Here is a 23,933-nt window from a genome sequence, read left to right as displayed (position 1 = left end):
CCCAAACAGAAAAAGAAATCACTGCGACTATTGCACACCGCAGACTGGCACCTCGGCAAACGGCTGAACCAGTTTAACCGCATCGACGAACAGCGGGCGGTTTTGGCGGAAATTTGCGACATCGCCGAAGCTGAAAACGTTGACGCGGTGCTCATCGCCGGTGATATATTTGACAGCGCCAATCCCTCCCACGAAGCGGAAGACCTGCTTTACCAAACCCTTGCGCGACTCTCCGACGGCGGGAATCGCGCGGTGATTGCCATTGCCGGAAACCACGACGCACCGGGGAAAATCGAAAACCCCGATCCGTTGGCGCGGGCCAGCGGCATCATTTTCGCGGGATATCCGGACAGCGAAGTGCGCCGCTTTTCGCTGGAAAAAAGCGGTTTGGCGCTCACGGCATCCGCACCCGGATTTATCGAATTGCAACTGCCCGGCAGCGATGTTCCGCTGCGCATTTTGCTGACGCCCTATGCCAACGCCATTCGTTTCAAACAGGCGTTGCGCGGGGAATCCGCCGATCTGTCCATCAATGAATTGTTGAAAAACAGCTGGGCAAATACCGCTGAAAAATATTGCGACAGCAACGGCGTCAACCTCCTCCTCGCCCACCTGTTTATGATGCGCGAAGGCGGCGAAAAACCGGAGGAACCGGACGACGAAAAATCTGTGCTGCACATCGGCGGTGCGGATGTCGTGTTCGCGGAAAATGTCCCGCCGCAAATCCAGTATGTGGCGCTCGGACATTTGCATCGCCGCCAAACCATTGCCACATCGCCCTGTCCGGTAGTTTATTCGAGCAGCCCGCTGGCTTACAGCATGAGCGAAGCCAATCAGCAAAAATATGTGGTGCTGATCGACGCGGAGCCGGGAAAACCGGTGGCAACCCGCGATATTCCCCTAACCGGCGGACGCAAATTATTGCGTCAATCGTTTGAAACGGTTGATGCGGCGGTGGAATGGCTAACCCGACACTCCGATGCAATTGTGGAAATCACGATGATCACCGATACATTTCTCACCACCGAACAGCTGCAGCAATTGCGCCAGTCGCACGATTTTATTCTGGGCATCGTCCCGCGCGTCAAAAACGCTGCCCAATCCGGCGCAAACGACGAACCCGCCGACCCGATGCAGGATGTGGAAACGCTGTTCGTGCAATTTTTCAAAAGCCAGAATGATGACCTCGATCCAAACGATGAGTTGCTCTCGCTGTTCCGCGAAGTGATCGGACGTGAATCCGCAACGCAGGAGGACGGCGAATGATCCCGCTATCGCTAACGCTCCGGGGAATGTATTCCTATCGCAGCGACCAAACCATTGATTTTACAAAACTTACTGAATCGCAATTGTTCGGCATTTTCGGTCCGGTCGGCAGCGGTAAATCGACCATTCTGGAAGCAATCACTTACGTGCTCTATGGCAAAATCGAACGGCTGGACAAAAATGACGAACTCGGTTACAACCTGAAAAACCTGGCTTCGGAAGACCTGTTTATCGGGTTTAACTTTTTGGCCGGCAACAATTTCAGCGAGGAATACTGGTTCGAAGTGCATCACCCCGGACGCAAAAAATCGCACACCTTCAAACGCACCCAAAAAATAAAAGTGAACGGCGAATGGGAAACCCGCAGCATTTCCGCGGAAGCGATTCTCGGATTGAGTTACGATAATTTTAAGCGAACCATCATCATTCCGCAGGGACGGTTTCAGGAATTTTTGCAGCTCGGCGACGCGGAGCGCACCAAAATGATGCAGGATATTTTTAATCTCGATCGCTTCGATTTAGCCGGAAAAGTGAAGGAATTGTATGGCGAAACCAAAAACCGGCAGGCGAATATCGAGGGGCAACTGCTCCAGTTTGGCGATGTTACCGCGGAAACGATCGAGCAAAGACAACAGATCATTCGCGACGGAAAAACGGCGCTGGCGCAACTTGAAACCGAACGCAAACAGCTCGAAGCAGCGCTGAAGGCATCCGAACAATTGGGGCAATTGTTTGCGAAATTAGCGGATTTCACCGCCAAAAACGAACAAATGAATCAGCAGGCTGCGGCGATCAAAGCGCGGCGCAAACGGTTGTCGGCGTATCAATATTGTCTGGCGAATTTCAGCACGCTGCTCAGCAAGCTGGACGAACAAAACACCCAACTGGAGCAGATCGAGGGATTGCTGCAATCCAAAAGTGCTATCAAAAAAACGCTGGAAAAAGAGCAGAAACAGCACGAAGAAAGCTTCGGGAAAATCAAGGCGGATTTTGAGCAGCGCGAACTGTTGAACATCGCGGCGGAAGAGCTGGGACGGCTGCGCCACATGCGGGAATTGAACAACACCAAAGCCCGTTTCGATCAGCAAATTGCGGAAATGGCGCAACAGGTGGCGCAGGAAATCCAGTCGGGCGAACAGCTTTCCGGCGAAAAAGCGACGGTGATTGCCACAGTCGCAGCACTGAAAAAGCAGGTCACCCAAACAACTGAATTGCACGAAATAGACCGCTGGTTTTTGCAACAAAAACAAATAAACCAATCGCTGAACGAGGAAAAAGCCCGGCTGAAATCCGTCCGCGGAAAACTGGCTGCCAACGAAACCGAACGCGCCGAAAGCCTGGCGGGTATCGAGTTGGAATTCTGGAAGGGCAGTGAAAAAATCGGGCAATCGCTGGACGAATTGCTGGCGGACGCCGCAGGCACGCTCGAATCGCTTGCCGGGGAAATTGCCGGACGTGCGCACGATATCCAGCATCTCAAAGTGCAGGCACAACTGGAAACCTTTGCCGCCGGCCTACAGCCCGGCCAAGCCTGTCCGCTGTGCGGCGCAACCGAACATCCCGCGCCCATGAGCAACGAAAATCTGGCCAAAACCGTCGCAGAGCAGGACAAACAATTGCAGGCATTACGCGATCAGCAAACAGCGTTGCAAGGACATGTTCAGCAATGGCAAATTTTGGCGGAGCGCCAGAAAAATCTGCAGGATGAGCGGGTGCGCCTGCAGCAGCAGATCGCCGAAAAAGAAGCGGAGCTGAAGCAACTGCGCAACGATTTCCGCTGGGAACATTTTTCGCCGGATGACCCGGCTGCCGTAGCCACCGCTTTGGCAAACGCGGAACATATTCAGCAGCAGCTTTCCGAAGCCGAATCGCAGCGCGAGAGCGTTGATGAACGCATCGAGCGCAATCGCAGCGCTCAGGAATCGCTGGTCAAACAGCAGTCGGCGGCGCAGACCCAACTGGCGGTGGTCAACAGCGAACTGGCATCGCTTGCCAAACAGTTCCGGGTCATCAAACCGGATGATTTTAAAGATGCCGCGCCCGAAACCATTGAGGAGCAGATTCGCGGGTATTCCGAAAAATACCGGCGCATCGAAGCAGATTTTCACGATGCGGAAGCGCACCGCACCCAGATTCACGAGCAGTTGCTGAAAATCGGCGTTGAGCTGAACACGGCGGAATCGCGCCGCGAAACAGTGACCGGACAAATTGCGGCACTCGAACAATCACTGACGCAGGCGATTGAAGCATCCGAATTCAGCGACATGGCCCACATTCGAGGTATTCTCGAAAATCCGGTGGATATCGAACAAGAGCAGGACATTATCGCGACATTTGAGCGGGAAAAACACACGCTGGAAACCCAGATCGCCCAGTTGCAAAAGGAAACCGACGGCAAATCGTTCAGTCCGCTGGATCACTCCGAGCTGGAAACCCGACAGGCGCAGCTAGCCGAAACCATCGATCAGCAGAACCGTCTGGTGATCGAAACGGAAAAAGAAATTGCCGATATCGCCAAAAAAATTGAGCTGCGGAAAGGATTGGAAGCTGAGCAAAAGAGCATTGCGGCACGGCTGGACAATCTGGCGGTGTTGCAAAAAATGTTCAAAGGGCGGGGATTTGTCAATTACGTGTCGCGGATTTATTTGCAGCACCTCTGTCATTCGGCGAACCTGCGCTTTCAGCCGCTCACCCGCCAGCAGTTAGCGCTGGAGCTGAACGGCGACCAGTTTGTGATCCGCGATTATCTCAACGGCGGGGAAACCCGCAGCGTTAAAACGCTCTCCGGCGGACAAACCTTTCAGGCGTCGCTCTGTCTGGCGCTGGCGCTGGCGGATCACGTTCACAAACTCTCGCGCGCCAAACAGAATTTCTTTTTCCTCGATGAAGGCTTCGGCACGCTGGACCGCGAATCGCTGCGGCTAGTGTTTGACACCCTGAAAGCGCTGCGCAACGAAAACCGGGTGGTCGGGGTGATCAGCCACGTTGAGGAGCTTCAGCAGGAAATTGATGTGTTCCTGAAGGTGAGCAATAACGATCCGGAAACCGGCAGCACCATCACCTGCAGTTGGGAAGCATGATGGTTATGGGCGAATTCTCTGCTAATATTTACAATCCGTTTTGGATACGTAGCTCGCAAATTTGACGAAAATGATAACCGTAAATTGCAAATGTTATAGCCTGCGGAAACAGCGCAGGCTTGCGAAACAGCGCCCAAAAAAATAGCCGCCAATAATATGCTCGTTCATTGCCCAAAATCCCCAATCGCAAAATTGAACGCATAAATGCCACGGATTGCTCAACAATGTATTTGCGGCTTAATTGCACCTTGATTTTATGAGGCTTATATGTTTGCAAAAATGTTCTGACACGCTCGTAGTAAGCTTCCGGTGAATAGATATGATCTAAAATATTGCGGTATCCGGCATGCAAAATATCAAGATTCATCACCGGTATGATGTTGGTTGTTCCGTCTACATTATCGCCGGACATTTGTTCATGCAATCGCCCGGTCTTCTGAAGTCGCTCATAGAGCCTTGTTCCTGGAGGTGCCTGCAGTAAACCTACCATTGCAGTTACGATACCGCTCTTTTGAATAAAGTCGATCAAACTTTGGAAAGTAAAAGGCGTATCGTTGTCAAATCCGACAATAAATCCACCCTGAACTTGCATCCCAAACCGCTGGATTCGTTTCACATCATCAATAAGATCCCGATTCAAGTTTTGCTTTTTACTGCATTCTGCCAGGCTTTTTTCTTCCGGTGTTTCGATACCAATGAACACCCGGTCAAAACCGGCGGTCACCATCATCTGCATCAACGGCTCATCATCGGCCAGGTTTATAGAAGCTTCCGTGCTAAACGCGAACCCCTTTTTATCTTTCCGCCATTCAATTAGTGCCGGCAATAATTCATTGCGTAGACGTTTTTTATTTCCAATCAGGTTGTCATCAACAAAAAAAACTGCCCGGCGCCATCCCCATTGATAAAGACCATCCAGTTCTGCAATAATTTGCTCAGCGCTTTTCGTTCGGGGCCGGTGTCCGAACAAAGCTGTCACATTACAGAATTCACAATTATAAGGACATCCACGGGAAAATTGGACGCACATGGTCGCGTAGTCATCCAGATCGATCAAATCCCACTTCGGAACAGGCGTTGTCTGAATATCGGCAAATGCCGTTGTGCTGTATATTCGTTTGGCACAACCGTTCGCCAAATCGTCCAAAAAATCGGGCAAAGTCAATTCTGCTTCATTCAGGATCAAATGATCGACCATTTCAAATTGCTCAAACTCAGCCGTAAACAGCGGACCACCCGCGACAATTTTAACGCCGGCACTTTTGCATTGCTCAAGCACCTGATAGGTTGATTCGCGTTGTATCGTCATCGCGCTGATAAAAACAAAATCAGCATCGGCAAGATCTTGTTGGGATAAAACTCTTAAATTGAGGTCGATTAGCCGAAGCTTCCAGGTTTCCGGAAGCATGGCTGCAACGGTGAGAAGCCCGAGCGGTGGTGAGGAAGCCCTTTTTTGAATAAATTGCAATGCGTGTTTAAAACTCCAGAATGTATCCGGAAACTCAGGATAGATCAACACAACTTCCATAGGTTACGCTCCTATTTAGATTGATGTATTGTATTGGTTTATAATTGCTAACCTGAAATGATTCGCCGTTACATACCACTAACTGACGTGTATTGTCTTTATGGGGCGTAAAGCAACAACGAATCTCGACTATCGTTTGTACAAATATGAAAATTTTGCCAATACCCTATTTTGTATCTAAAATAATAGGCAGTCCGTCCTTTCCCGCGCCAACGATAATCACTTTTGTATTTGGCGAGCTCGCAAGTTTTTCAGTTGCTTCTATGCCTTTCCAGCGTAACAATTGTTCACTGATTCCGGCAGCAACTATGGATTGAAAATCTGCGATACCTTTTGCTTCAATCCGTTTCCGGTCCGCTTCCTGTTTTTCTTTCGTCAGAATAAATTCCATACGCTGGCTTTCCTGATCAGCTTTCTGTTTTTGCTCAATGGCTTCGGTGAGCTGAATGGGTAGTGCAACGTTGCGCAGCGGTGTCGTTTCGATAATCACGCCTCGCGGAGCCACAGTAAGGGCTAATTCATCCTGAATTGCCATACCCAGTTGATCCCTTTCAGTGGAATAAAGTGCGCTGGCCTGAAAGCTTGCCGTAACAGCACGACTGATCGACCGGAATTGGGGGATAAGAATAATAGTTTCATAGTCACCGCCGGCAACGGTTTTATAAACACGCGCTGCAGAATCCGGATTGAGCCGGTAAAGCGCACTAATTTCCAAACCAATGGTCAACCCTTCCCGCGAAAGCACTTCCATCGTTTCCTTATGTTCTTTGGTTTGAATTGAAAATTTGATCACATTTGCCATTGGGTTCACAACGCTGATTCCGGAGCGAAGGGTTCGCTCAGAGACAATGCCGAAAAAATCCACAACGCCCACATGTCCTGCGGGAACCTGTGTAAAGCATTGACTTATGGCAAGAATACTAAATACCGACATGATAAGCATACTTATATTGCTAATAGATTGAGTGCCAATAGTATGTTCTTTGGACTTTGCTGCAGCGCTGCGCCAAACAAAAAATGCAACAATTGTCACCAGCACTGCTATAATAAATATCATTGTAAACTCCTGATTTTTATCAAATGAATAATAAATCATTCCATTCATTCAACTTGTTTGATGGATATTCAATCCACCTGTTATTTCACATCCCCTTTATTGGCAATCAAATTATTGGGAGATCCTGTTACCATTTGTCATTTCGTTTCGTGCCAGACGCCTGATTACTTCACTTTTTTCAAAAAATCGTTTGTCAATACGGTGTCTTTACCCATCATCTTCTCTCCGGTCATTTTTTCAAACATGGATCGCATCTCCATGTCATCGATCATCATTTTGCCAATTTGGGTCATCGCCACTCTATCTGATTTTGCACGATCGATCATCTTATGCATCATTTTATTTTGCAGTTTGTAATCAGAGGCAATTTGATCCATCATCATATTAACCCTGAGTGAATCTTTCATGAATTCAGTAATTTGTATCTGTTTTTGTTGGTCGGTAAGCTTTTTTTCTTGTTGGCAGGCCAGCAAAACAAAAAAAGCCAAAATAGTTGCGATAAAAAAGTTGAGGCTGAGCTTCATAATCACACATCTCCATGATTTCAAATTAGATTTAATTCAAGAATTAATAACAATGAATTACAAAACGATTGGAACGTTTTGCTTATTTTATTTGATACGGCAATATCACACCTTTTTTTTAAATAAAACCCACCCGATAATAACACCCAGACCAAGTGTAAAAAGGGCTGGTGTCCACAACCATGTATTCATCAAACTCAGCCGGTTTTCAAACATCCCACCGTCTATCATTCTACCAATCATTGTCCCGTCACCGAAGACAAGCATAAGCCCGATAGCGACTAGAACAATGGTTACTAAGACTGTTTTATTTGTTGTGTCCATTGGACATACCTTGATTATGTGAATAGTATAAATATGGAACATTCTGTACATGGATACAATAGACCGAAAGGTTCAATTATGGACTAAGATTGGTACTAATAAAATGATAGACCTTTTTCGGTAAAAAAGGTGGGGGTTCGTGGTACTAAAAAATGGAAAGGACCAGTACTATTGTTTCTTTATTAAACTGGGATTCGATTTTGAGTTTCAAAATATCAGACGCTATGGACAATCTTCAAAAATTATTGGCTTAACCGATAATTGTTCCCATTCTGTGCAATTTGAGAACTATTTCTTCGTTTTTTTAATGGCATTTAGTGCTGTTTGGGTTGCCAGATAAACTGAAGAATTCGGCTCTGTATTACTTAATTTATCCAACACATCAATAGTTGCTTTATCTAACAAATCTTTTTTTGCCAAAGCGTTCAAAACGTGATGGGCACCTTGTCGCAAATCATGGGAATCAATTTGCGAAATCAGGGCTTCCAGAACAGGAACAATTGCTGCTGAATCGATTGTAATCAGCGCTTCGGCAGCCAGCCAACGGACTTCTGAAACTTTATCTCCCAGTGCTTTAGTTAACGGAATTGCAGCGACAGGGTCTTTAATACTCCCAAGTGCTTTACAGGCTTCCCATCGCACGCGGTCGTTTGAATCAGATAATATTTTAACCAAGTATGGAACAGCCGGTTTTCCGGTTTTGACAATAGCCTCTCGTGCATTTTTCCGCTGGACACCGTCGTTGCAATTCAAATCTTTGATTAATGTTTCGAGTGATTGATCCATTTGTATTCCCTTTCCATTTAGAGTTATTGAAAATTGTTTCTTTTAAAAACAATTTTACCAGCCTCTGATGTTACGAATCGACTTTTTTTATCTGTTTAGATACCCAACTCCTGCACTGTACGTAAAAAAGTAATGACATCATCTCGGCTCAACATACCGACGACCTGGTTTTCCTGCATGACAGGTAACTGATTGACACCATCACGATCCATCTGTTTAAGTGCAGCCCATAGTTCCGTTTCCGGGGTTGTACGTTTAAGCTGTTCCAAAGGTAGCATTACCTGGCTGGCATGCGTGATCGGCCATTCTGCTCGCGGTACTTCTTTTATACGATGTAAGGTCATCATACCAACAGGTTTTTCTTCCCGGTTAACAAGAAAACATCGTTGAGCACTACCAAGGATATGATCCTCTACTAACTGCTGGAGCGTCAATTTTTCTGAAATTGCAGCACAATGACTGTTCATCGCCTGAGCAACGGTATACCCGGATAGCTGATTCTGAAAAGTGATCTGGTGTATCTGTGCCGCAGCAGCATGATCCAGGAACCAACCAATAAAAGCAATCCAAATCCCACTGCCTAAGTCGCCGGAAAACATTTGCCATACCCCAAAAAAGATAAAAATAAATCCAAAAGCTCTACCGACATTCGCCGCGATAATTGTTGCACGACGCATGCTTTTCGTAACATGCCAGACAAATGCACGAAATACTCGACCGCCATCCAAAGGGTAACCGGGAATCAAATTAAAAACGACCAATGCAAAATTGATAAATGCCAGATATTTAAACAAACCGAACAAAGGTTCTGTACCTGCGACAACGGGTTTCAGGAAATAGAAGATCACAGCCAAAACAAAGCTCACCAGTGGTCCCGCAATGGCAATGCGAAATTCGGCAGTGGCACTTGGCGGCTCTGATTCGATATGTGCAACACCACCAAAAATAAATAGCGTAATACTGCGCACTGGTATCTTATATTGCAATGCAACTACAGAATGCCCCAACTCATGAAGTAACACACTTACAAAAAGCATTATTGCTGTAATAGCACCCATAATCCAATACATCAATTCTGACCATCCGGCAAACTCTGTTGGATAGTAACTGGTTGCCAGTGACCAGGTAAGCAGTCCAAAAATAAGAAACCATGAAAAATCCAAACCAATGGGGATTCCTATTATTTTTCCGAGAGGTATTTTCTGTCGTGTCATTTCTATTCTCTTTTCCTATTCGCAGCTTCAACATATTTCACAAGCCGACATTTAGTCGGCATTTAGCCAATGAAGCCCAATACCAAGATTGAAAACACTGGAACTATTGGTGCGTAGCATACGATTGATAAAACCGTATTTTTTTAGATTTCATCTTCTCGAACAAAATATTTATTGTTAAGATGAAACGTTTGCAAATTATTTCCGCCATCATCTGCCCACCGGCTTTCAGATTTAATGAGAGATTTATAAATCAGTTTTCGGGCGTTTTTTCTGACGGGTACTTCATATGGCTGTGTTTTTTCTTCAGCCAACGGTTCTAAAATTTCCAAATAAGATCGTTGATGATGCTTTGCTGCAATAGCGGCCAAAAGAATACGCAGAGATTTGGCAGTCTGTCCGTTTCGACCGATAACCTTCCCCGTATCACATTGATTAACCCTTAGTTCAAAAACAATTGTTCCGTGGCCATTTATAACATTTATTGAAACATCCTCAGGCTTGTCAACAATTTGCTTTACCAGATTCTCAAGTAAATCTTTCATTCTGAGCCTCCTGTTCATTTTCAGAAGTTTAGTTAGGTTCGAGGTTCGGTGGTCTTCACAATATTTAATACAGAGTAGTGGAAGCAATGTCCTGAACCATTATAATAAGTGATATTGTTCAATGGTTCAGGAAGCATCTTTCTGGTTATCTTCCTGTTTCTCTTTTGCTTTTTTAGCAGAATCTTTCTTTTTTTTGGATTCTTGCCGTTGCTTTTTATCTTTATCTTTCTGACCTTTGTCACCCATTTTAATTCTCCTCTTCGTTGATTTGATATAAAAAGTGGCTTTGCATGTACAATTTCATTTTTGTCGTTTTTTGTGACAATGGGCTTCGATCAGTTAAATATTAACTAAAACGAAGCCCATTTATCTGTGGGGGCAGAATATTCATTTCAGATTAAAGAATATCTCAAAAAACTTCGATTGCCTTCACAGGATGTATAACCACTTCAACACGACGATTTTCAGAACGCCCAACTGCAGTCTCGTTACTGGAGATCGGCTTACTTTCGCCGTAACCAATTACATCAATTAGAACTGTATTGGGATTGGTATTCGCCAATAGATATTGTTTTACAGCTTCGGCGCGCTCTCTTGACAATTGCAGATTTTGTGCATCACCACCGTACGAATCGGTGAAGCCCAGAACAGTTATCCTGCTATCCGGGAATGCATTGATGGCATTACGTACTTTGGTTAATAGAGCAAAAGATTTTTGTTCAATTGTTGCTTTTGCAATAGGAAAATCCAATCCTAACAAGCGGATAATGATATCATCACCTTGCCTGAGTACTTTGGCTTCATCCCGATTGAATGAATTTTCCATACCGGTAAATAATTCCCTCGTTTTTGCCTGATTGGCAATTTGCAGCGCCAAATCAGATTTTTCCTTCACCTGATTCCCAAGTTGCGACTCCAATTCAACAATCCGCGCCTCTTTCAAATCGTTTTCCTGTTGATACCAAACAGCATTTTGATCTAACGTTTCCAAATTGTTCTGATAAAGCATAACAGTTGAGACGATTTCGTTGGTGGTGTTTCCCAAACCGGCATCGAATTCAGCAACCAGATTTATTCTTTCAGCAATCTGTTCCAACGGTTTCTCAGCCGCTAACATCAGGTCTTCCCAGGTTTGATCTTTGTCCTTCATTTGTTGAATGGCATTCGACAAATAAATGGCATGTTTCACCTGATAATTCGCTTGCCGGGCTAAACTACGTGCGACATCGGTATCGTATCGGTTGTCATTAAGTTCTTTTTCAGCTTGCTTAACCAATTGTTGGGACATGAGCAATGTTTTGGGCGCATGATTTTTCACATCAAGATCATCTGCCTGCTTGAGAAGCGCTTTTGTTCCTTCCAGATAATTTGATTTGATTGCAGCAAGTTCGGCCTGACGGTATAACGTTTCGGCTTCATCGGCTTTCTTTTTGGCATTATTCAGGTCGCCGTCTTCAAGATTAATAGCAGCTTCTTTAAATTTTTTCTCGGCATCTTTCCATAATTCAGGTGAGTAGTTTGCTGATTCAGTGATTTGCGCATCTTGCCTTGCTTTCATCGAGTTTGGGAAAGTAACTTCAGCGAGTTTTGTCGCATCTATCGCTTTTTGAAAATAAGTATTCGATTTTACAAGATTGTTGCGAATGTCTTCCAAATCTTTACCATTGTTAAAATCAACTTCAGCCGCATTAAAGTGCTTCATTCCATCGCCAAAATTTTTTGGCGCCAAATGATTTGCCTGCACTTTTTTGGCAGCCTCCATTGCTGATTTAGCATCCTGAAAAAGCGCTGTTTTCACCTCGTTTTCCCCAACAAAAGCTAGTGGTGCCTGTTGTTGCGGACGAATTTTAATTGGGTCTTGCCCATATGCGATTGCTATAAAAAGCACCGAGAAGCAAAATATTGCGACTATGAAAGTGGTATTGATATATCTTTGTAGCTGAACCATATTTATCTCCTTAAATTGTTATATAACATGTATTTAGTTCTTTAACATGATATACATGTATTTCTCCTTCATACAAATCAGAACATGTCGAACCGGCGTTGCCGGCGTTGAACTGTTTATGTTCATAGATTTGTTAAAAATCTGTCGGTTATAATAGCTTGTTTCTTCGGTACATCACTTTTGCCAGTATCATTACGACGGAGCTAACCAACAGCAAATGAATAAATCCACTTGTCATAAAGCCGCCTAAAAAACCGATCAGCCATAGACAGATAAGAATCAAAACGAATGTCCAAAACATATTTAGTTCCTTTCAGATGATATAACCATCAACGGTGAGCATTGATCATAAACTTACGAGCATGAGCTGTAAGCCACTATAGCGCAACCAGATATCCAACAGTAACAACATAGAAGTTACTGTTCAATTCACCGCTTCCGGGAATTCCGCTAAAATTATAATTCAGAAAAACATATCGAATGTCTGCCGTGAAATTAGATGCCGGACCAACCGGTAAATCCACGCCCGCACCAAAATGCCAACCGACCTTTTGTATGGTTTTGTCTTCAATATCCTGGTACCCGGACAAGTTTTGGTTATAATCAAAACTTGTGTTATACCAGCCAAAACCGATAGCACCATATATGATGGAAGTGGGATAAATCAGCCCGGTCAACATTATGGGCCAACTGCGCACGGTCAGGGCTTCATTCGCGTATTTTTCCTGACGGTAGTTTATAGCACCTTCGAAACCGATTACCGGGTTTAGCTTTATCCGCAGGGCTGCCCCTCCGATAACATTTCCTTTGTCGGCATCGCGGGCTTTTTGATACCCGACTTGTGGTCCAAAACTCGCACCTTGGGCATACATTTGACCGAATATTAACATTGCCAGACTTAGGCTAAACAGCGTTCTTTTAAACATAACATTGCCTCGATTATTTTTAAGTAGCGGCTAAAACTGTATGATAACGGGTGTAAAAAAAGAGATGTCCTAACAACTGCGACTGACGAATATTGAACCACACGTATATCACTGTGAATTACTTGTTCTTTTCAGATGCTTTTGAAAATGCATCCTTAAATTCCATCCAGCCATTTTCAAATCTGGTCTTCATCTTATCCCATGCTTGCTCACCGGTTTCCGGATATTGTTTGAGCATGTCCTGAGCGGACTTGGTAATCGCGCTTAATTCGTCGATTTGATTGAGAAGTGCGATTTTGGATTCTGCCCCGGCTTTACCGACCTTGATTTTCAATTTGCCAATTTCATCATTCCATTGATTCAGCTGATCGGTTAATTTTTGGAAGTAGTTTTTATCAGTCATGTTTTTCTCCTTTATTGTTTTGAAAGCAAATTTTTTGATGATGATTAATTATTATTAGATCACCCGGATTGTTCGTGAAAGGTTCTTAATTTGATGAGACTCTATGAACGATATGGCAGTGCCAATGGCTAAGATGCTGAACATCACCCCTCTTACAGTAAGATCAACACCTCGAAACAAAAAACCTCCGATCATGGCACCTATCATCCCAACAAAAAAGTTTCCGCTATCTTCAGCTCTACTGACAATTGATATTTGTCCATCAAACCACCATATAGCAAGACATATCAACAAAAACCCAAATACTAAACCCATTGATATACTCCTTTTTCAACTGTGCTTATTTTCTTAGCATTCAATTTATTCACCCAACCAACAGTGTTTGATATCCGTTTGAGTTATCGCAGACACTTCGTAGAGTATCAATAATGGATTGTGGCGACGGATCGTCAATACGCAGTCTTTTCATTCCAAATTGATACAAATAAGCGGCTTCACTTTTTGACGATAGCGTCAATATTTTGAGATGGTGTTGCTCATTTAACAATATGCTGCAAATTTTTGGTTCTCCATTTGCATTTAGCGGAGTAATAACAATCCCATGCACATGCGTTTTTTGTATATACAGATACAACTGAAGAGGATCTAACACTTCGCCAACAACTTCCATATCCAACTGGCTGTTGATCAGGTTCCGGATTACTTCCGAAAGTAATTTTGGCCGGCTAGATACTAATAATTTGATTTTTTTCACAACACGTTCTCATTTCTTTTAGTAAATCAATTGTACCCCAACACCGCAGGCTCAATGGTTCCAGATTGTGAACCTGAAACAGCGATCAGGTATCCACAGAAAGATAGATGTCTGATTAAAGTTATATTTTTTTACCTGATTAACTGATTCAATATGAGGAATTCAGCAGCGGGATACAATAGACCGAAAGGTTCAAAATTGGACTATGTAAGGACTACAGAACTGATAGACCTCAAACAGGTTAAAAAGAGGAATGATATGGTACTTAGGTATGGAAAGTACTGGAACTGAAACAAATTATTGAGTGAATATGCCACGGCTACAGACGGTTTCGCAATCGCATTGTATCCGTGGAATATTGAAAATAGCTTTCAACTATCTGTGCATATGATGCAACTTGAGAAGTTGAGTTCGCTGAGCTATGACTTTTTACGCCCAACGACAACCAAACCAACCCCGCAAACAATTGCCAATCCACCTATGATGGGTGGTAGTGGTATGGTCTTTTGGGTATCAGCGGTTGCTTTAATAGGGCCAAGGTCGATGATTGTCTCTTGCGAAGTATATGTAATTCCCTGATAGGCAAGCGCCCCGATGCCAAAAACGATGAGTAACAATCCGATAATCATAATCGGTTTCATATATTTTCCTCCGTTAAGTTTTGTTTATTGTTTGTTAAGCTGAATTTCTTACAGCACTTTTCGTCCCTGAATGATTCTTATCAACACTACGACTACAGCGATAACCAGCAACACATGAATTAATCCGCCAGCCGTATAGCCACCGATTAATCCCAGCAGCCACAAAACCAAAAGAATCATAAAGATGGTCCATAGCATGTTTGGCTCCTCTCCGGCGACTCTGTCGCCCGGTAAATAAAGTTAGTGATGTTAAATTATCCCCGGCGGCGGGGTGATGTAAGTAAGCCAACCAGGGCAACAAATAGTATCGAGCCAATGATAGACCAGACAATTGGAAATGTTGTTGTGCCGATTTGCATTGTATAAAGTTCCGGTAAAGCAAACTTGCCTTCAAGCCATACACCAATAAATGCACCAATAAAACCCAGCACAATAGATGCAAGACAACCGCCGCGTGAGTAACCGGATAGCGCCTGCCCAATACTCCCGCACACACCGGCGACGAGTAATAACAACAAAAATTGAATCAGCGTTATGTTTGTTGTTAAAGTCATAACTACCTCCAACTTGTTGAAAGACGTTTCTTTCCCGTTTTGTCAATTATTTTTAGGGTCTTCTTCGACCACAATATTCCCAAAAGTTTCGTTCCCAAGAGTGGCGGCAATTTTGAGGACCCCTTTTACGGTAGCTTTCTGCCCCTCGAATAACGAGCGACCAGTGGGCTTCACCCAAATTTCACCGGTACCATCATCAATTTTTGCAATGCCAATCGAAAGTATGGGTATCGAGAGTGTTTGCACCACTTTCCCTTTAACGGTCACGACTTTCTCGTGATATTTTTGTGGATTGGCGGTTAACTCGCTGATTTTTACACGTGCTGCGCCTGCACAACCGACCATAAAAATCAGTATAATCACAAGCCAAATTTTCTTCCTGTAATTACGATGACATTGTAGGAACATGCGTTTCTCCTGGTTTTGAATATCGCCGGTGCTCCGGCCGGATCTACCGCTATTTTGTAAACGAAACCAATTGTTATCTTCATCAACAGTGGTTTACTGGCGAAGGCGCCAGCATTCCCATCCGGAATGATTCAGTTTGTGCTTTGTGCGGCCGAAACCCGGCGCTCGATAGAAGATTGTTACCCCTTCTCCGATCTCAGGTGTTACGTATATCGCCTCATCTGCACAATCGCAGTGCTCAAGGGACTCCGGTTGTTGCGTTTTTATTGCTGCCAGAGTGTGATTATAGCTTTTTCCGACTGCCTGCAAATATGTCTGTACACTATCTACATCATACACCGCAACCGTAACCGCCGTCTGAATATCTTCTGTCAGCCGGTTGAATGCATGCCGGGCAAAGTTTGTCGCAAATGCCGTCACATTTCCATTTTGCAAACCGGTATCCAATCGCTCTAATGGACCGAGATCGAAGTAAGAAAGGTGAAGATTGTCCGGTGAAGCAATGATTGTTTGCGCATATGGCGCCAGCGTGGCAATGCTGTGAGGCGTGCCGTTGAAACAGGTGGATAGCACGACGAGATCGAGTTTTGTGGAATCACGCGTCATGTGTTTCAATCCGCCGGCAAGTTCTTCTATTGTGAAGATCCGGTTCTTGTAAGATGCATCATAACCCGTACCGCCAAATTCGGGGATTTCATGTCCGAAATAGAGAAACATTCTCACCATCTCAGCGTGCTTTTCAGCACTAAACCGATGATAGCGTTCCACTATGGGATCAAAACGTGATGGTCCCTGATCGCGCCAGTACGATTCCTTGGCAATCAGCTTTCCCTGCCGGTAGTAATAAAAATTCCCATCACGACGTGGAAAGAAAAATAAGACATGTCTCCTGGGTTTTTCATGAAAGATAAACACCTCGGCTTCCGGATTTAGTATTGCTACCTTTGTTGCTTCAAAAAGAGTCTCATCGTCAGCCCTGCGTGCGATGCCATTGGAATCGTGATAAAGGTAATTACCGTCGCCATGGATGATAAATACCATTGAGTAACGCGGCGGAGTAACCATATTCTCTTCCCCAAACGCGACGCCTCGACCGGTGAGAGCGCCTGAACTGCAGGACAACAGAAATAACGGTAAAATCACACAGGTAATGTTCACCGCGAACATTACCTGTGTAACATGTGCCTGCATGGTGGCCTTAAAACTGTTGATGAAAGGGCTGATCATACCAAAAGGATTATGATTATTACAATCAAAAGCGCAGAGACCAAACTTATGCTTATAGTCTTGTCCGCCTGTTCCATATCCTGCACAACGTAATCAGAAAAAGCATTCAGTTGCGCATCGGATACGCGCTCGTAGCCATTATTACCCATCAGTTCATCTTGTTTATCCTGAAGGGTAGCTTTCAGGCGATCAATTTCTGCACGATCTTCTTTCGAGACCAAACCGGTACGCTCGACTTTATCCAACGCTTTGGACATGGTTTGTAATGAGTTGTTAAGTATTTCACGTTTTTGTGCCGGTTCGGTAGCAGCCTTTACTTCACTGGCGGTTTGGTTGAAATACTTTTGAATTTTTTCTTCTCCCCAGCTAAACCGGTTTGAACGAATGCAAACGTCATAAGCATTAATCCGAAAATTACTTTATTAAACATAATGGAGTCCTCTATATAAGTTAATTGAAATTAATACGTTACCTGCACAACAACAACGATGTGCAACTGATTGCTTGCTTAAGTGTTACCTGCCTATATCCATGTGCATGCCGGGCATCAAAGTGAAAAACCCAAAAGCTTCCAGCAGCCACGCAACCACACCGATGACCACAACACCATTCAGGATAGATTTAATCTTGTGATCCATCGGTAAATACTGATTAATCACCCACAAGAGAACACCGACAACCAATAAACCAATTACAACATCTATTAAGGGCATTATTGAATCCTTTTATGAGGGAGCAACCTTCGGCGATATCTGCAATTCTCCGAAGGTGCTCTCTCTGGTTATGTTCTGAATGCGAATCAATATTCTGTGTTTTATTGACTTTCAAATATTCAGCGAGAGCTATTGCTGAACATAAAATTCAATACGACGATTTTCCGCCCGCCCCTCTGCTGTGTTATTGTTAGCAACCGGTTCTTTTTCACCTTTGCCGACAGTTTTCATGCGATTACCTGCCACGCCTTTTTGCATCAGCCAATTTTTAACGGATTGCGCCCGTTGCAATGAGAGCGACTGATTATATTTGTCGCTTCCCGAACTATCCGTATGACCAGAGATTTCTATTTGCACATCGGGATTGGCAACCATCGCTTTATAAGCTTCCTCTAATATGTATTTAGAGTCCCCAGTCAAGGTGGCTTTATTTAATTCGAAATTGATTCCCCGAAGAATGACCTTTTTCCCTTTTTCGAGAACGATTGTCGATGTTATATCATCTTTAGGGTCCAGGGGATTTGTTCCGCTCTTCACTTCAGCGCCATCAGCCATACCACCGCCATCCGAATCAATTTTCAGCGGACTGGTTTTATATTTGTTTATTTCTTCGCCATCGCTAAGACCATCACTATCTGTGTCTGCTTTAGCCGGATCGGTTTTGTGCTGATTCACCTCAATGCCATCGCCTAATCCGTCGCCATCGGTATCCGTTTGTAATGGATCAGATTTATACTGCACTTCAGCGCCGTCCTTCAAACCGTCACCGTCTGTATCATCCTTTAGCGGATTCGTTTTGTGTTGATTCACTTCAACACCGTCGTTCAGGCCATCACCATCAGTATCTGCATTCAGGGGATAAGTTTTGTGCTGATTCACTTCAACACCGTCGTTCAGCCATCACCATCAGTATCCATTTTGTTTGGATCGGTATTGTGTTGGTTCACTTCAACACCGTCGTTCAGGCCATCGCCATCAGTATCGGCCTTAAGCGGGCTGGTTTTGTACTGGTTCACTTCTGCGCCGTCGTTCAAACCGTCTTTATCGGTATCTGCATTTTTGGGATCTGTGCCTAATTCTTTTTCAAGCTTTGTGATCAAGCCGTCTTTATCGGGATCGCCATTTTCGTTCGATGCACCGGTAAACATCAATCCGATAAGAATTCCGCTGTATCCATCGTGTTTTTTATTTGTAATAGTGTTAAGGTTGGAATCCGTGCGGATGTGACCATCAAGTTTGTCCGATAAAGACAAATGATATCCGCCACTCACTTCCAATAACATTTGGCTACCGAGCCTGGTCTGGAAACCAACGCCAAACGGAACCATTGGTAAAAAATCCGAGCCGCTTTCATCAACATTCTTAGACACACCAAAACCGCCGTATATAAACGGATTCAATTTTTCCAAAGAAAATGGAATGAAAAGCAATCTGTTATCTGCCATGATGGTTGCTGCGGAATATACCCCGGGTGCATTGAGTTTTGTGTATCCCACGCCCAGTTGACCTAATAATATCGGCGAAATGAGTTTGTATTGAAAAAATCCACGACCCTGTATCACCCATTTGTCAGCACTGCTATTATCTCCATAGGCGCCACCTACGGCAGCACCGAATCCTACATTGGGATTTTCGAATTGTGCATAAATCTGTTTAGATGCAAAAAGCATCAGGCTTAGCATTGAGAATAGTATAAAACGTTTCATAAAGTTTTTCCTTTGTTTCGATTTTGAAATCTACTTCTTAAATGATTCATCTGCTTTTATAGCAATATATTTCCGGTATAGAACCTTGGAGTAGAGTTTATCCGTAGTTTTAAATACGAATACTTGATAAAGAATCTAACACGCCAAAAGCGCCCAACAGCCACAGGACCACCGCAATGACCACAACTCCATTCAGGATAGACTTAATCTTGCGATCCATCGGTAAATACTGATTAACCAACCATAAAAGAACGCCGACCACGATTAAACCCATTACGACATTTATTAAAGGCATTATTGACTCCATTTAGTTATTGATGATATTTTCAGATTTAACATAAACAACTTGTTATTGAGTTAATTAAACTTGCCGTTCTCTGCGGCTTTTTTTAACTTTTCGTTCGCGAAAATGGCAACTTCAACCCGCCGGTTTTGCTGGCGGCCATATTCGGTATCGTTCGATGCGATCTGGTTCGTTTCCCCCAGCCCGACAGTGGAAATCCTTTGCCCGGCTACGCCAAGTCCCTTCAGGTAGTTGGCAACAGCCTGGGCACGTCGCTCAGATAGCTGCAAATTGTAGGCATCACTGCCGCTATTGTCGGTATCCCCTTCAACCAGAATATTCGTATCGGGGTATTTGTTAAGGGTTTTAGCGAGGCTTTCGATATTCGTTTTCGCAGCCGGTTGCAATTCCGATTGATCCACGTCGAAAAGCAGACCCGAATCAAAAGTAATTTTGATGCCTTCGCCGACGCGTTCAATTTTTGCACCCTGCATATCCCGCCGCATCTCTTCGGCGCGCTTGTCCATCGTATTTCCAATTAAAATTCCGGTTGTTCCTCCGACAGCTGCGCCGATGATAGCGCCAAGTGCCGTATTTCCAGCCGCATGTCCGATCACTGCACCGGCGGCTCCTCCTGCGCCTGCACCTATCGCCCCGCCTTTGGCCTTATTGCTCAAGCCACAACCCATGACGATCGTACCGAGAGTGACTGCTGCTATAAAAAAAATGATTGCTTTTTTCACTGTGTAATCTCCTTTATCCATGTTGCTTTTTTTTAGTGAAGCAGTGAGAACGCTTCGTGATTTTTTGTTATCTGGGCCCGTAACCGGCCGCTCTAAATTCATAGTTGTGTTTCTGCTGTCTTTTTTTTCGAATCCTGCTTCTTGGCGTTATTTCATAGTATTGGCCTGGCCCTCAGACCTTATCGAATAAAATACCCGGATTAAATTATCTCTTGCAGATTGAATCCTCACCTGTATTTCATCGATCTGATGCGGATGTTCTCCCCGGAATCCGCCTTTGGCTTTATCTTCTTGGACTTTCAAATTGTCGATTTCGGCACCCCACATCCGGAACTCATCGCCCAGCATTTGGATATCAGGTTTTTGTCCTCCAAACCCGGCTGGCGAATAATCGGATTTCGGCTAAGCCTGAATGCAACTGTGGTACCTGCTCGATAACATTGTTTTGATTGTTTCCATAAACCATTCCTTCTTAACTAAACAACCGTTTGCATACAGATCGGTAGTTCCCGCCATTATGAATTCCGATCACTGTGCAAATATCCTGGCAATAACTTTCTTCCGGATGGCTATTTCGGTCGCTACATTTTGGGCACCATCGGTCAGTTTCAATATGATCACTGCAGAGGTGGGATACAATAGACCGAAAGGTTCAATTGATGACTATGGAAGGACTAATGCGTTGGTAGGCCTTATACAGGCTAAAAAAAGGGGGGATATACGGTACTCGGGTATGGAAAGTACTGGACCTATTGTTTCTTTTTTAACAAATCTCTTTCGCGGGCATAAACAACAGCTTCCAGGCGGTTATGCAACTGTAGTTTATCAAGAATGTTGTGGATGTGATTTTTAACGGTTTGTGTTTCTATAGATAGATTTTGGGCAATTTCCTTATTGGAAAGTCCCTCTGCAATCTTGCTGATGACTTCTATTTCGCGTGGTGTCAGTTTTACTGATTCTTTGGGTGATTTATTAGCCACTAACTCGGCAACACGAGAAAACAGGGATGCGGCCATTTTTGGTGAACAAAAGGTTTCGCCACGATAAGCCAGGCGGATGGTTTCAACAAGGTGATCAAAAGAGGATTCTTTCAGTACATAACCGGATGCTCCCGCTTCAATACAGGTCATGATTTCATCGGATAAATCCGGCATGCCAAGAATGATGACCTTCACATCAGGTAAATCATTGTGCAATGCCTGGGTAACTTCAATACCGTCTTTTTCAGGCATGCCGATATCAATTAGCGCGATATCCGGTTTTGTTTTTTCAATTTCGGCTAATGCAACATTACCGTTTGCCGCAGATCCTGTAACCAAAAAATCATCATGATCATTAAGCATGGAAACCAGCCCCTCACGGAACAGGCGATTGTCATCCACAATGAATACCCGTATCGATTGCATCTCTAACCATACCTTGTATCAAGTTGATATTGGAAATCTATTTCGAATTTGCCTTTGTTGCTCAACTAGAAGTACTGACTGTTACATCAGTATAACCACATCTTCACCCAATTCCAATTTTTAATAATATTAACCGGTTAGGAATACGCTGCTGATGGTCTTAAAAATAAACCTTTGTCGTTTTTCCCCGGTAAGAAAAACACCCTGTTTTTTATGGACCTGCAAAAAAAAGTTGGAAAATAGCTTTTTAGTATCTAAAGTATCTTTTCCCAAAAACGAATATAAATGACATAGAAATTTAGGATAGGGAGTTCCTTTATTCTTCAATCAAGATTAACCCATTCAGGGAAAGGAGAGTTCGATGATACGACCGAAGTATCCGGACGAAGTTATTTACTCAATTGCACGGGTGACGCTTGCCAATGCCCGGGAAAATGTCGCGGACCTGAACAGTTTTGGTATTACAGCCGAAGTGCTGACCGCGTTTGAAACGAGTATTGAAACCGCTGCAGCGCTGCCATCCGGCCCGGTGCTGTTGCTCGGGCAAAAAAACCTGACCGGAAACAAAAATTCCGCGATTGACGCGTGCTACGACTGGGGCAAAGCATTGCAGACCCGGCTGAAGTTTGTGTTTGGCCGTAAATCCCCCCAAAGCGACACATTTCCGAACAAGGCATTTTTGGCCGCAAGGACCAGCGAAACCCGCATGGCAGCGGTGATGGAAGTGCTGCTCAGCCTGGCGGAACAATACCAGGACGCGCTGGCTGCCGCCGGACAAACCCCGGAAGTGATTGCCGCCGGGCGCACCCTGCTCACCCAAATGCGCGAAGCAGAAGCACAGCAGGAACTGAAAAAAGCGGCCAAAAACGCCGGCAACCGCAAACGCTACAAACAACTGGACGAAATTTACGAAACCACCAACCGCGTGAATGAAATCGGGCGACTGGTGTTCAAGAACGACCCGGACAAGCAGGCCTTGTTCAAAAGCCGCTGGCGCGCTAACCCGCCAAACACATATTTGATACTGCAGGCATAGTATCATCCTCACATCAGCCGGGCGTTTGTTCGGCTGATTTTTTTTCAAAGAAACCACATAAAATTTTGCTAATAGGGTTATTGCCATACGGATGGCGGTTTTGTGGTTAAGCGAATGCTCTAACGCAATAACCACATCCTGCGTTGGCATTGGTTGGGGATTATGATCCGATTATGGTAAAAAAACGGCCGGGATTTTGAGGTCTGAGGAAGGTTACTTTTTCGATTCATATGTATTGATTTCCAATAGCATCCGTAAACTCAAAAACCTGGGGAAACATCCCCAGGCTTAATTTTCAGAATTATGGTTCTTAAGAATTTTTATAGTAATCAAAATAAGTTAATAGTAATGAGAATCAAATATTTTATTCTATTTAATCTTCTCATTGACCAATGTTTAAAAGTAATTGTTGAACAAAACTAGCTATAGACGCAATATTAGCAAAATTTGATAAATATGATTTAACCAATTCTATACGTGGATTATCTTTTTTTTCATTTCACGGTTTATTATATCAATATCAAATTTTAATTCTTCTTTATTGGCTTTACTAATAGATTTATCTTGATTAATTAACTCTAAAATCTTCTCCATAATTTCAGTGTTATTCATGTTGGAAATGTTCTGCTGAGAAGCTTTATTTGATTGTAAAGATAAATTGCTGTTCTGTATAGGGCCATTAAATTCAAATTTATTAATCGTTTTATTAACTTTTTGTCCTTTTTTATTGGGTTTCATACCTTTTTTTCTCCTTAGAGGTTAAATTAAACACATCAGCAATTAATAAATTGACACTTACATTCTTAATTTTACCCATTTTACATTTTATGAATTCTTCACCTTCTACTAAGTATTGCTTAA

At 43.9% G+C, this 23,933-nt stretch carries 29 protein-coding genes and 1 pseudogene; 3 read left to right on the top strand and 27 right to left on the bottom strand.

The window, feature by feature from the left end:
• Positions 1-21 precede the first annotated feature (21 nt).
• Together sbcD and H6629_15875 are read left to right on the top strand one after the other, a co-directional pair.
• Positions 22-1,266: an exonuclease subunit SbcD gene (sbcD, locus tag H6629_15880; protein MCB9069273.1), complete on the top strand. Its 1,245-nt coding sequence runs from the start codon at positions 22-24 to the stop codon at positions 1,264-1,266.
• A complete protein-coding gene (locus tag H6629_15875) occupies positions 1,263-4,346 on the top strand; it encodes an SMC family ATPase (protein MCB9069272.1) in 3,084 nt (1,027 codons plus the stop codon). The genes sbcD and H6629_15875 overlap by 4 nt, the downstream gene beginning before the upstream one ends.
• A 28-nt stretch (positions 4,347-4,374) precedes the next feature.
• On the opposite strand, the gene H6629_15870 is transcribed toward H6629_15875, so the two are convergent.
• The 26 genes and pseudogenes from H6629_15870 to H6629_15745 all read right to left on the bottom strand — a co-directional run bounded on the left by H6629_15870 (position 4,375) and on the right by H6629_15745 (position 22,012).
• On the bottom strand, positions 4,375-5,874 hold the full coding sequence (locus H6629_15870; GenBank protein MCB9069271.1) for a B12-binding domain-containing radical SAM protein: 1,500 nt from the start codon (positions 5,872-5,874) through the stop codon (positions 4,375-4,377).
• Between the two features lie 166 nt (positions 5,875-6,040).
• Entirely contained in the window at positions 6,041-6,931 is an 891-nt protein-coding gene (locus tag H6629_15865; protein MCB9069270.1) for a prohibitin family protein, read from the bottom strand.
• A gap of 164 nt (positions 6,932-7,095) precedes the next feature.
• Positions 7,096-7,455 (bottom strand): hypothetical protein, encoded by a 360-nt coding sequence (locus H6629_15860; protein MCB9069269.1) that lies wholly within the window; start codon positions 7,453-7,455, stop codon positions 7,096-7,098.
• 105 nt (positions 7,456-7,560) lie between these two features.
• Positions 7,561-7,779: a hypothetical protein gene (locus H6629_15855; GenBank protein ID MCB9069268.1), complete on the bottom strand. Its 219-nt coding sequence runs from the start codon at positions 7,777-7,779 to the stop codon at positions 7,561-7,563.
• A gap of 288 nt (positions 7,780-8,067) precedes the next feature.
• Entirely contained in the window at positions 8,068-8,565 is a 498-nt protein-coding gene (locus tag H6629_15850; protein ID MCB9069267.1) for a HEAT repeat domain-containing protein, read from the bottom strand.
• 95 nt (positions 8,566-8,660) lie between these two features.
• The gene (locus H6629_15845; protein ID MCB9069266.1) at positions 8,661-9,779 is read right to left on the bottom strand and encodes a site-2 protease family protein; all 1,119 of its coding nucleotides are present in this window, start codon (positions 9,777-9,779) and stop codon (positions 8,661-8,663) included.
• A 143-nt stretch (positions 9,780-9,922) separates the two neighbouring features.
• A complete protein-coding gene (locus H6629_15840) occupies positions 9,923-10,324 on the bottom strand; it encodes a KH domain-containing protein (GenBank protein ID MCB9069265.1) in 402 nt (133 codons plus the stop codon).
• Positions 10,325-10,733: 409 nt separating this feature from the next.
• Complete coding sequence (locus H6629_15835) at positions 10,734-12,272, bottom strand: OmpA family protein (GenBank protein MCB9069264.1); 1,539 nt, start codon at positions 12,270-12,272, stop codon at positions 10,734-10,736.
• A 148-nt stretch (positions 12,273-12,420) separates the two neighbouring features.
• On the bottom strand, positions 12,421-12,573 hold the full coding sequence (locus tag H6629_15830; protein ID MCB9069263.1) for a lmo0937 family membrane protein: 153 nt from the start codon (positions 12,571-12,573) through the stop codon (positions 12,421-12,423).
• Between the two features lie 76 nt (positions 12,574-12,649).
• Positions 12,650-13,198 carry an outer membrane beta-barrel protein gene (locus H6629_15825; protein MCB9069262.1) on the bottom strand — a complete coding sequence of 183 codons (549 nt, stop codon included), beginning with the start codon at positions 13,196-13,198 and terminating at the stop codon, positions 12,650-12,652.
• Positions 13,199-13,316: 118 nt separating this feature from the next.
• Positions 13,317-13,601 (bottom strand): hypothetical protein, encoded by a 285-nt coding sequence (locus tag H6629_15820; protein ID MCB9069261.1) that lies wholly within the window; start codon positions 13,599-13,601, stop codon positions 13,317-13,319.
• Between the two features lie 54 nt (positions 13,602-13,655).
• Positions 13,656-13,916 carry a GlsB/YeaQ/YmgE family stress response membrane protein gene (locus tag H6629_15815; GenBank protein ID MCB9069260.1) on the bottom strand — a complete coding sequence of 87 codons (261 nt, stop codon included), beginning with the start codon at positions 13,914-13,916 and terminating at the stop codon, positions 13,656-13,658.
• Positions 13,917-13,965: 49 nt separating this feature from the next.
• Positions 13,966-14,355 carry a hypothetical protein gene (locus tag H6629_15810; protein ID MCB9069259.1) on the bottom strand — a complete coding sequence of 130 codons (390 nt, stop codon included), beginning with the start codon at positions 14,353-14,355 and terminating at the stop codon, positions 13,966-13,968.
• Positions 14,356-14,774: 419 nt separating this feature from the next.
• Positions 14,775-14,996, bottom strand: coding sequence for a DUF3185 domain-containing protein (locus tag H6629_15805; GenBank protein MCB9069258.1), 222 nt, complete (start codon positions 14,994-14,996; stop codon positions 14,775-14,777).
• Between the two features lie 48 nt (positions 14,997-15,044).
• Positions 15,045-15,194, bottom strand: coding sequence for a lmo0937 family membrane protein (locus H6629_15800; GenBank protein MCB9069257.1), 150 nt, complete (start codon positions 15,192-15,194; stop codon positions 15,045-15,047).
• A 56-nt stretch (positions 15,195-15,250) separates the two neighbouring features.
• Complete coding sequence (locus H6629_15795) at positions 15,251-15,532, bottom strand: GlsB/YeaQ/YmgE family stress response membrane protein (protein MCB9069256.1); 282 nt, start codon at positions 15,530-15,532, stop codon at positions 15,251-15,253.
• 60 nt (positions 15,533-15,592) lie between these two features.
• Entirely contained in the window at positions 15,593-15,958 is a 366-nt protein-coding gene (locus H6629_15790; GenBank protein MCB9069255.1) for a hypothetical protein, read from the bottom strand.
• Between the two features lie 93 nt (positions 15,959-16,051).
• Positions 16,052-17,185, bottom strand: a complete 1,134-nt coding sequence (locus tag H6629_15785; GenBank protein MCB9069254.1) for a hypothetical protein — start codon at positions 17,183-17,185, stop codon at positions 16,052-16,054.
• The gene (locus H6629_15780; protein MCB9069253.1) at positions 17,182-17,442 is read right to left on the bottom strand and encodes a hypothetical protein; all 261 of its coding nucleotides are present in this window, start codon (positions 17,440-17,442) and stop codon (positions 17,182-17,184) included. The genes H6629_15785 and H6629_15780 overlap by 4 nt, the downstream gene beginning before the upstream one ends.
• 258 nt (positions 17,443-17,700) lie before the next feature.
• Positions 17,701-17,898, bottom strand: coding sequence for a hypothetical protein (locus tag H6629_15775; GenBank protein ID MCB9069252.1), 198 nt, complete (start codon positions 17,896-17,898; stop codon positions 17,701-17,703).
• 129 nt (positions 17,899-18,027) lie between these two features.
• Positions 18,028-18,777 carry an OmpA family protein gene (locus H6629_15770; GenBank protein ID MCB9069251.1) on the bottom strand — a complete coding sequence of 250 codons (750 nt, stop codon included), beginning with the start codon at positions 18,775-18,777 and terminating at the stop codon, positions 18,028-18,030.
• A gap of 62 nt (positions 18,778-18,839) precedes the next feature.
• Positions 18,840-18,971 (bottom strand): annotated as a pseudogene (locus H6629_15765) (OmpA family protein).
• A gap of 742 nt (positions 18,972-19,713) precedes the next feature.
• Positions 19,714-19,899, bottom strand: a complete 186-nt coding sequence (locus tag H6629_15760; protein MCB9069250.1) for a hypothetical protein — start codon at positions 19,897-19,899, stop codon at positions 19,714-19,716.
• Between the two features lie 62 nt (positions 19,900-19,961).
• Positions 19,962-20,651 (bottom strand): OmpA family protein, encoded by a 690-nt coding sequence (locus tag H6629_15755; GenBank protein ID MCB9069249.1) that lies wholly within the window; start codon positions 20,649-20,651, stop codon positions 19,962-19,964.
• Between the two features lie 126 nt (positions 20,652-20,777).
• Positions 20,778-20,978: a hypothetical protein gene (locus H6629_15750; GenBank protein ID MCB9069248.1), complete on the bottom strand. Its 201-nt coding sequence runs from the start codon at positions 20,976-20,978 to the stop codon at positions 20,778-20,780.
• A 401-nt stretch (positions 20,979-21,379) separates the two neighbouring features.
• On the bottom strand, positions 21,380-22,012 hold the full coding sequence (locus H6629_15745; GenBank protein ID MCB9069247.1) for a response regulator transcription factor: 633 nt from the start codon (positions 22,010-22,012) through the stop codon (positions 21,380-21,382).
• A gap of 385 nt (positions 22,013-22,397) precedes the next feature.
• Here H6629_15745 and H6629_15740 point away from each other — a divergent pair, with 385 nt between their 5' ends.
• On the top strand, positions 22,398-23,072 hold the full coding sequence (locus H6629_15740; GenBank protein ID MCB9069246.1) for a hypothetical protein: 675 nt from the start codon (positions 22,398-22,400) through the stop codon (positions 23,070-23,072).
• Positions 23,073-23,543: 471 nt separating this feature from the next.
• Here the strand turns inward: H6629_15740 and H6629_15735 are convergent, their stop codons facing one another.
• Positions 23,544-23,810: a hypothetical protein gene (locus H6629_15735; protein ID MCB9069245.1), complete on the bottom strand. Its 267-nt coding sequence runs from the start codon at positions 23,808-23,810 to the stop codon at positions 23,544-23,546.
• Positions 23,811-23,933 lie beyond the last annotated feature (123 nt).

It is taken from the genome of Calditrichia bacterium, from assembly GCA_020634975.1.
Lineage (GTDB): Bacteria > Calditrichota > Calditrichia > RBG-13-44-9 > J075 > JACKAQ01.
This window is presented reverse-complemented; position numbering and strand designations above follow the sequence as displayed.

What these genes read in the sequence shown, in the direction of transcription:
- H6629_15740 (MCB9069246.1), top strand. Translation starts at nt 22,398, where the DNA reads ATGATACGACCGAAGTATCCGGACGAAGTTATTTACTCAATTGCACGG.
- H6629_15800 (MCB9069257.1), bottom strand. Translation starts at nt 15,194, where the DNA reads ATGCTATGGACCATCTTTATGATTCTTTTGGTTTTGTGGCTGCTGGGA.
- H6629_15850 (MCB9069267.1), bottom strand. Translation starts at nt 8,565, where the DNA reads ATGGATCAATCACTCGAAACATTAATCAAAGATTTGAATTGCAACGAC.
- H6629_15790 (MCB9069255.1), bottom strand. Translation starts at nt 15,958, where the DNA reads ATGTTCCTACAATGTCATCGTAATTACAGGAAGAAAATTTGGCTTGTG.
- H6629_15875 (MCB9069272.1), top strand. Translation starts at nt 1,263, where the DNA reads ATGATCCCGCTATCGCTAACGCTCCGGGGAATGTATTCCTATCGCAGC.
- H6629_15860 (MCB9069269.1), bottom strand. Translation starts at nt 7,455, where the DNA reads ATGAAGCTCAGCCTCAACTTTTTTATCGCAACTATTTTGGCTTTTTTT.
- H6629_15760 (MCB9069250.1), bottom strand. Translation starts at nt 19,899, where the DNA reads ATGCCTTTAATAAATGTCGTAATGGGTTTAATCGTGGTCGGCGTTCTT.
- H6629_15845 (MCB9069266.1), bottom strand. Translation starts at nt 9,779, where the DNA reads ATGACACGACAGAAAATACCTCTCGGAAAAATAATAGGAATCCCCATT.
- H6629_15805 (MCB9069258.1), bottom strand. Translation starts at nt 14,996, where the DNA reads ATGAAACCGATTATGATTATCGGATTGTTACTCATCGTTTTTGGCATC.
- H6629_15735 (MCB9069245.1), bottom strand. Translation starts at nt 23,810, where the DNA reads ATGAAACCCAATAAAAAAGGACAAAAAGTTAATAAAACGATTAATAAA.
- H6629_15835 (MCB9069264.1), bottom strand. Translation starts at nt 12,272, where the DNA reads ATGGTTCAGCTACAAAGATATATCAATACCACTTTCATAGTCGCAATA.
- H6629_15840 (MCB9069265.1), bottom strand. Translation starts at nt 10,324, where the DNA reads ATGAAAGATTTACTTGAGAATCTGGTAAAGCAAATTGTTGACAAGCCT.
- H6629_15775 (MCB9069252.1), bottom strand. Translation starts at nt 17,898, where the DNA reads ATGCCCTTAATAGATGTTGTAATTGGTTTATTGGTTGTCGGTGTTCTC.
- H6629_15855 (MCB9069268.1), bottom strand. Translation starts at nt 7,779, where the DNA reads ATGGACACAACAAATAAAACAGTCTTAGTAACCATTGTTCTAGTCGCT.
- H6629_15750 (MCB9069248.1), bottom strand. Translation starts at nt 20,978, where the DNA reads ATGCTGGGCGATGAGTTCCGGATGTGGGGTGCCGAAATCGACAATTTG.
- H6629_15780 (MCB9069253.1), bottom strand. Translation starts at nt 17,442, where the DNA reads ATGTCCAAAGCGTTGGATAAAGTCGAGCGTACCGGTTTGGTCTCGAAA.
- H6629_15755 (MCB9069249.1), bottom strand. Translation starts at nt 20,651, where the DNA reads ATGGATAAAGGAGATTACACAGTGAAAAAAGCAATCATTTTTTTTATA.
- H6629_15815 (MCB9069260.1), bottom strand. Translation starts at nt 13,916, where the DNA reads ATGGGTTTAGTATTTGGGTTTTTGTTGATATGTCTTGCTATATGGTGG.
- H6629_15820 (MCB9069261.1), bottom strand. Translation starts at nt 13,601, where the DNA reads ATGACTGATAAAAACTACTTCCAAAAATTAACCGATCAGCTGAATCAA.
- H6629_15865 (MCB9069270.1), bottom strand. Translation starts at nt 6,931, where the DNA reads ATGATATTTATTATAGCAGTGCTGGTGACAATTGTTGCATTTTTTGTT.
- H6629_15870 (MCB9069271.1), bottom strand. Translation starts at nt 5,874, where the DNA reads ATGGAAGTTGTGTTGATCTATCCTGAGTTTCCGGATACATTCTGGAGT.
- H6629_15785 (MCB9069254.1), bottom strand. Translation starts at nt 17,185, where the DNA reads ATGATCAGCCCTTTCATCAACAGTTTTAAGGCCACCATGCAGGCACAT.
- H6629_15825 (MCB9069262.1), bottom strand. Translation starts at nt 13,198, where the DNA reads ATGTTTAAAAGAACGCTGTTTAGCCTAAGTCTGGCAATGTTAATATTC.
- H6629_15830 (MCB9069263.1), bottom strand. Translation starts at nt 12,573, where the DNA reads ATGTTTTGGACATTCGTTTTGATTCTTATCTGTCTATGGCTGATCGGT.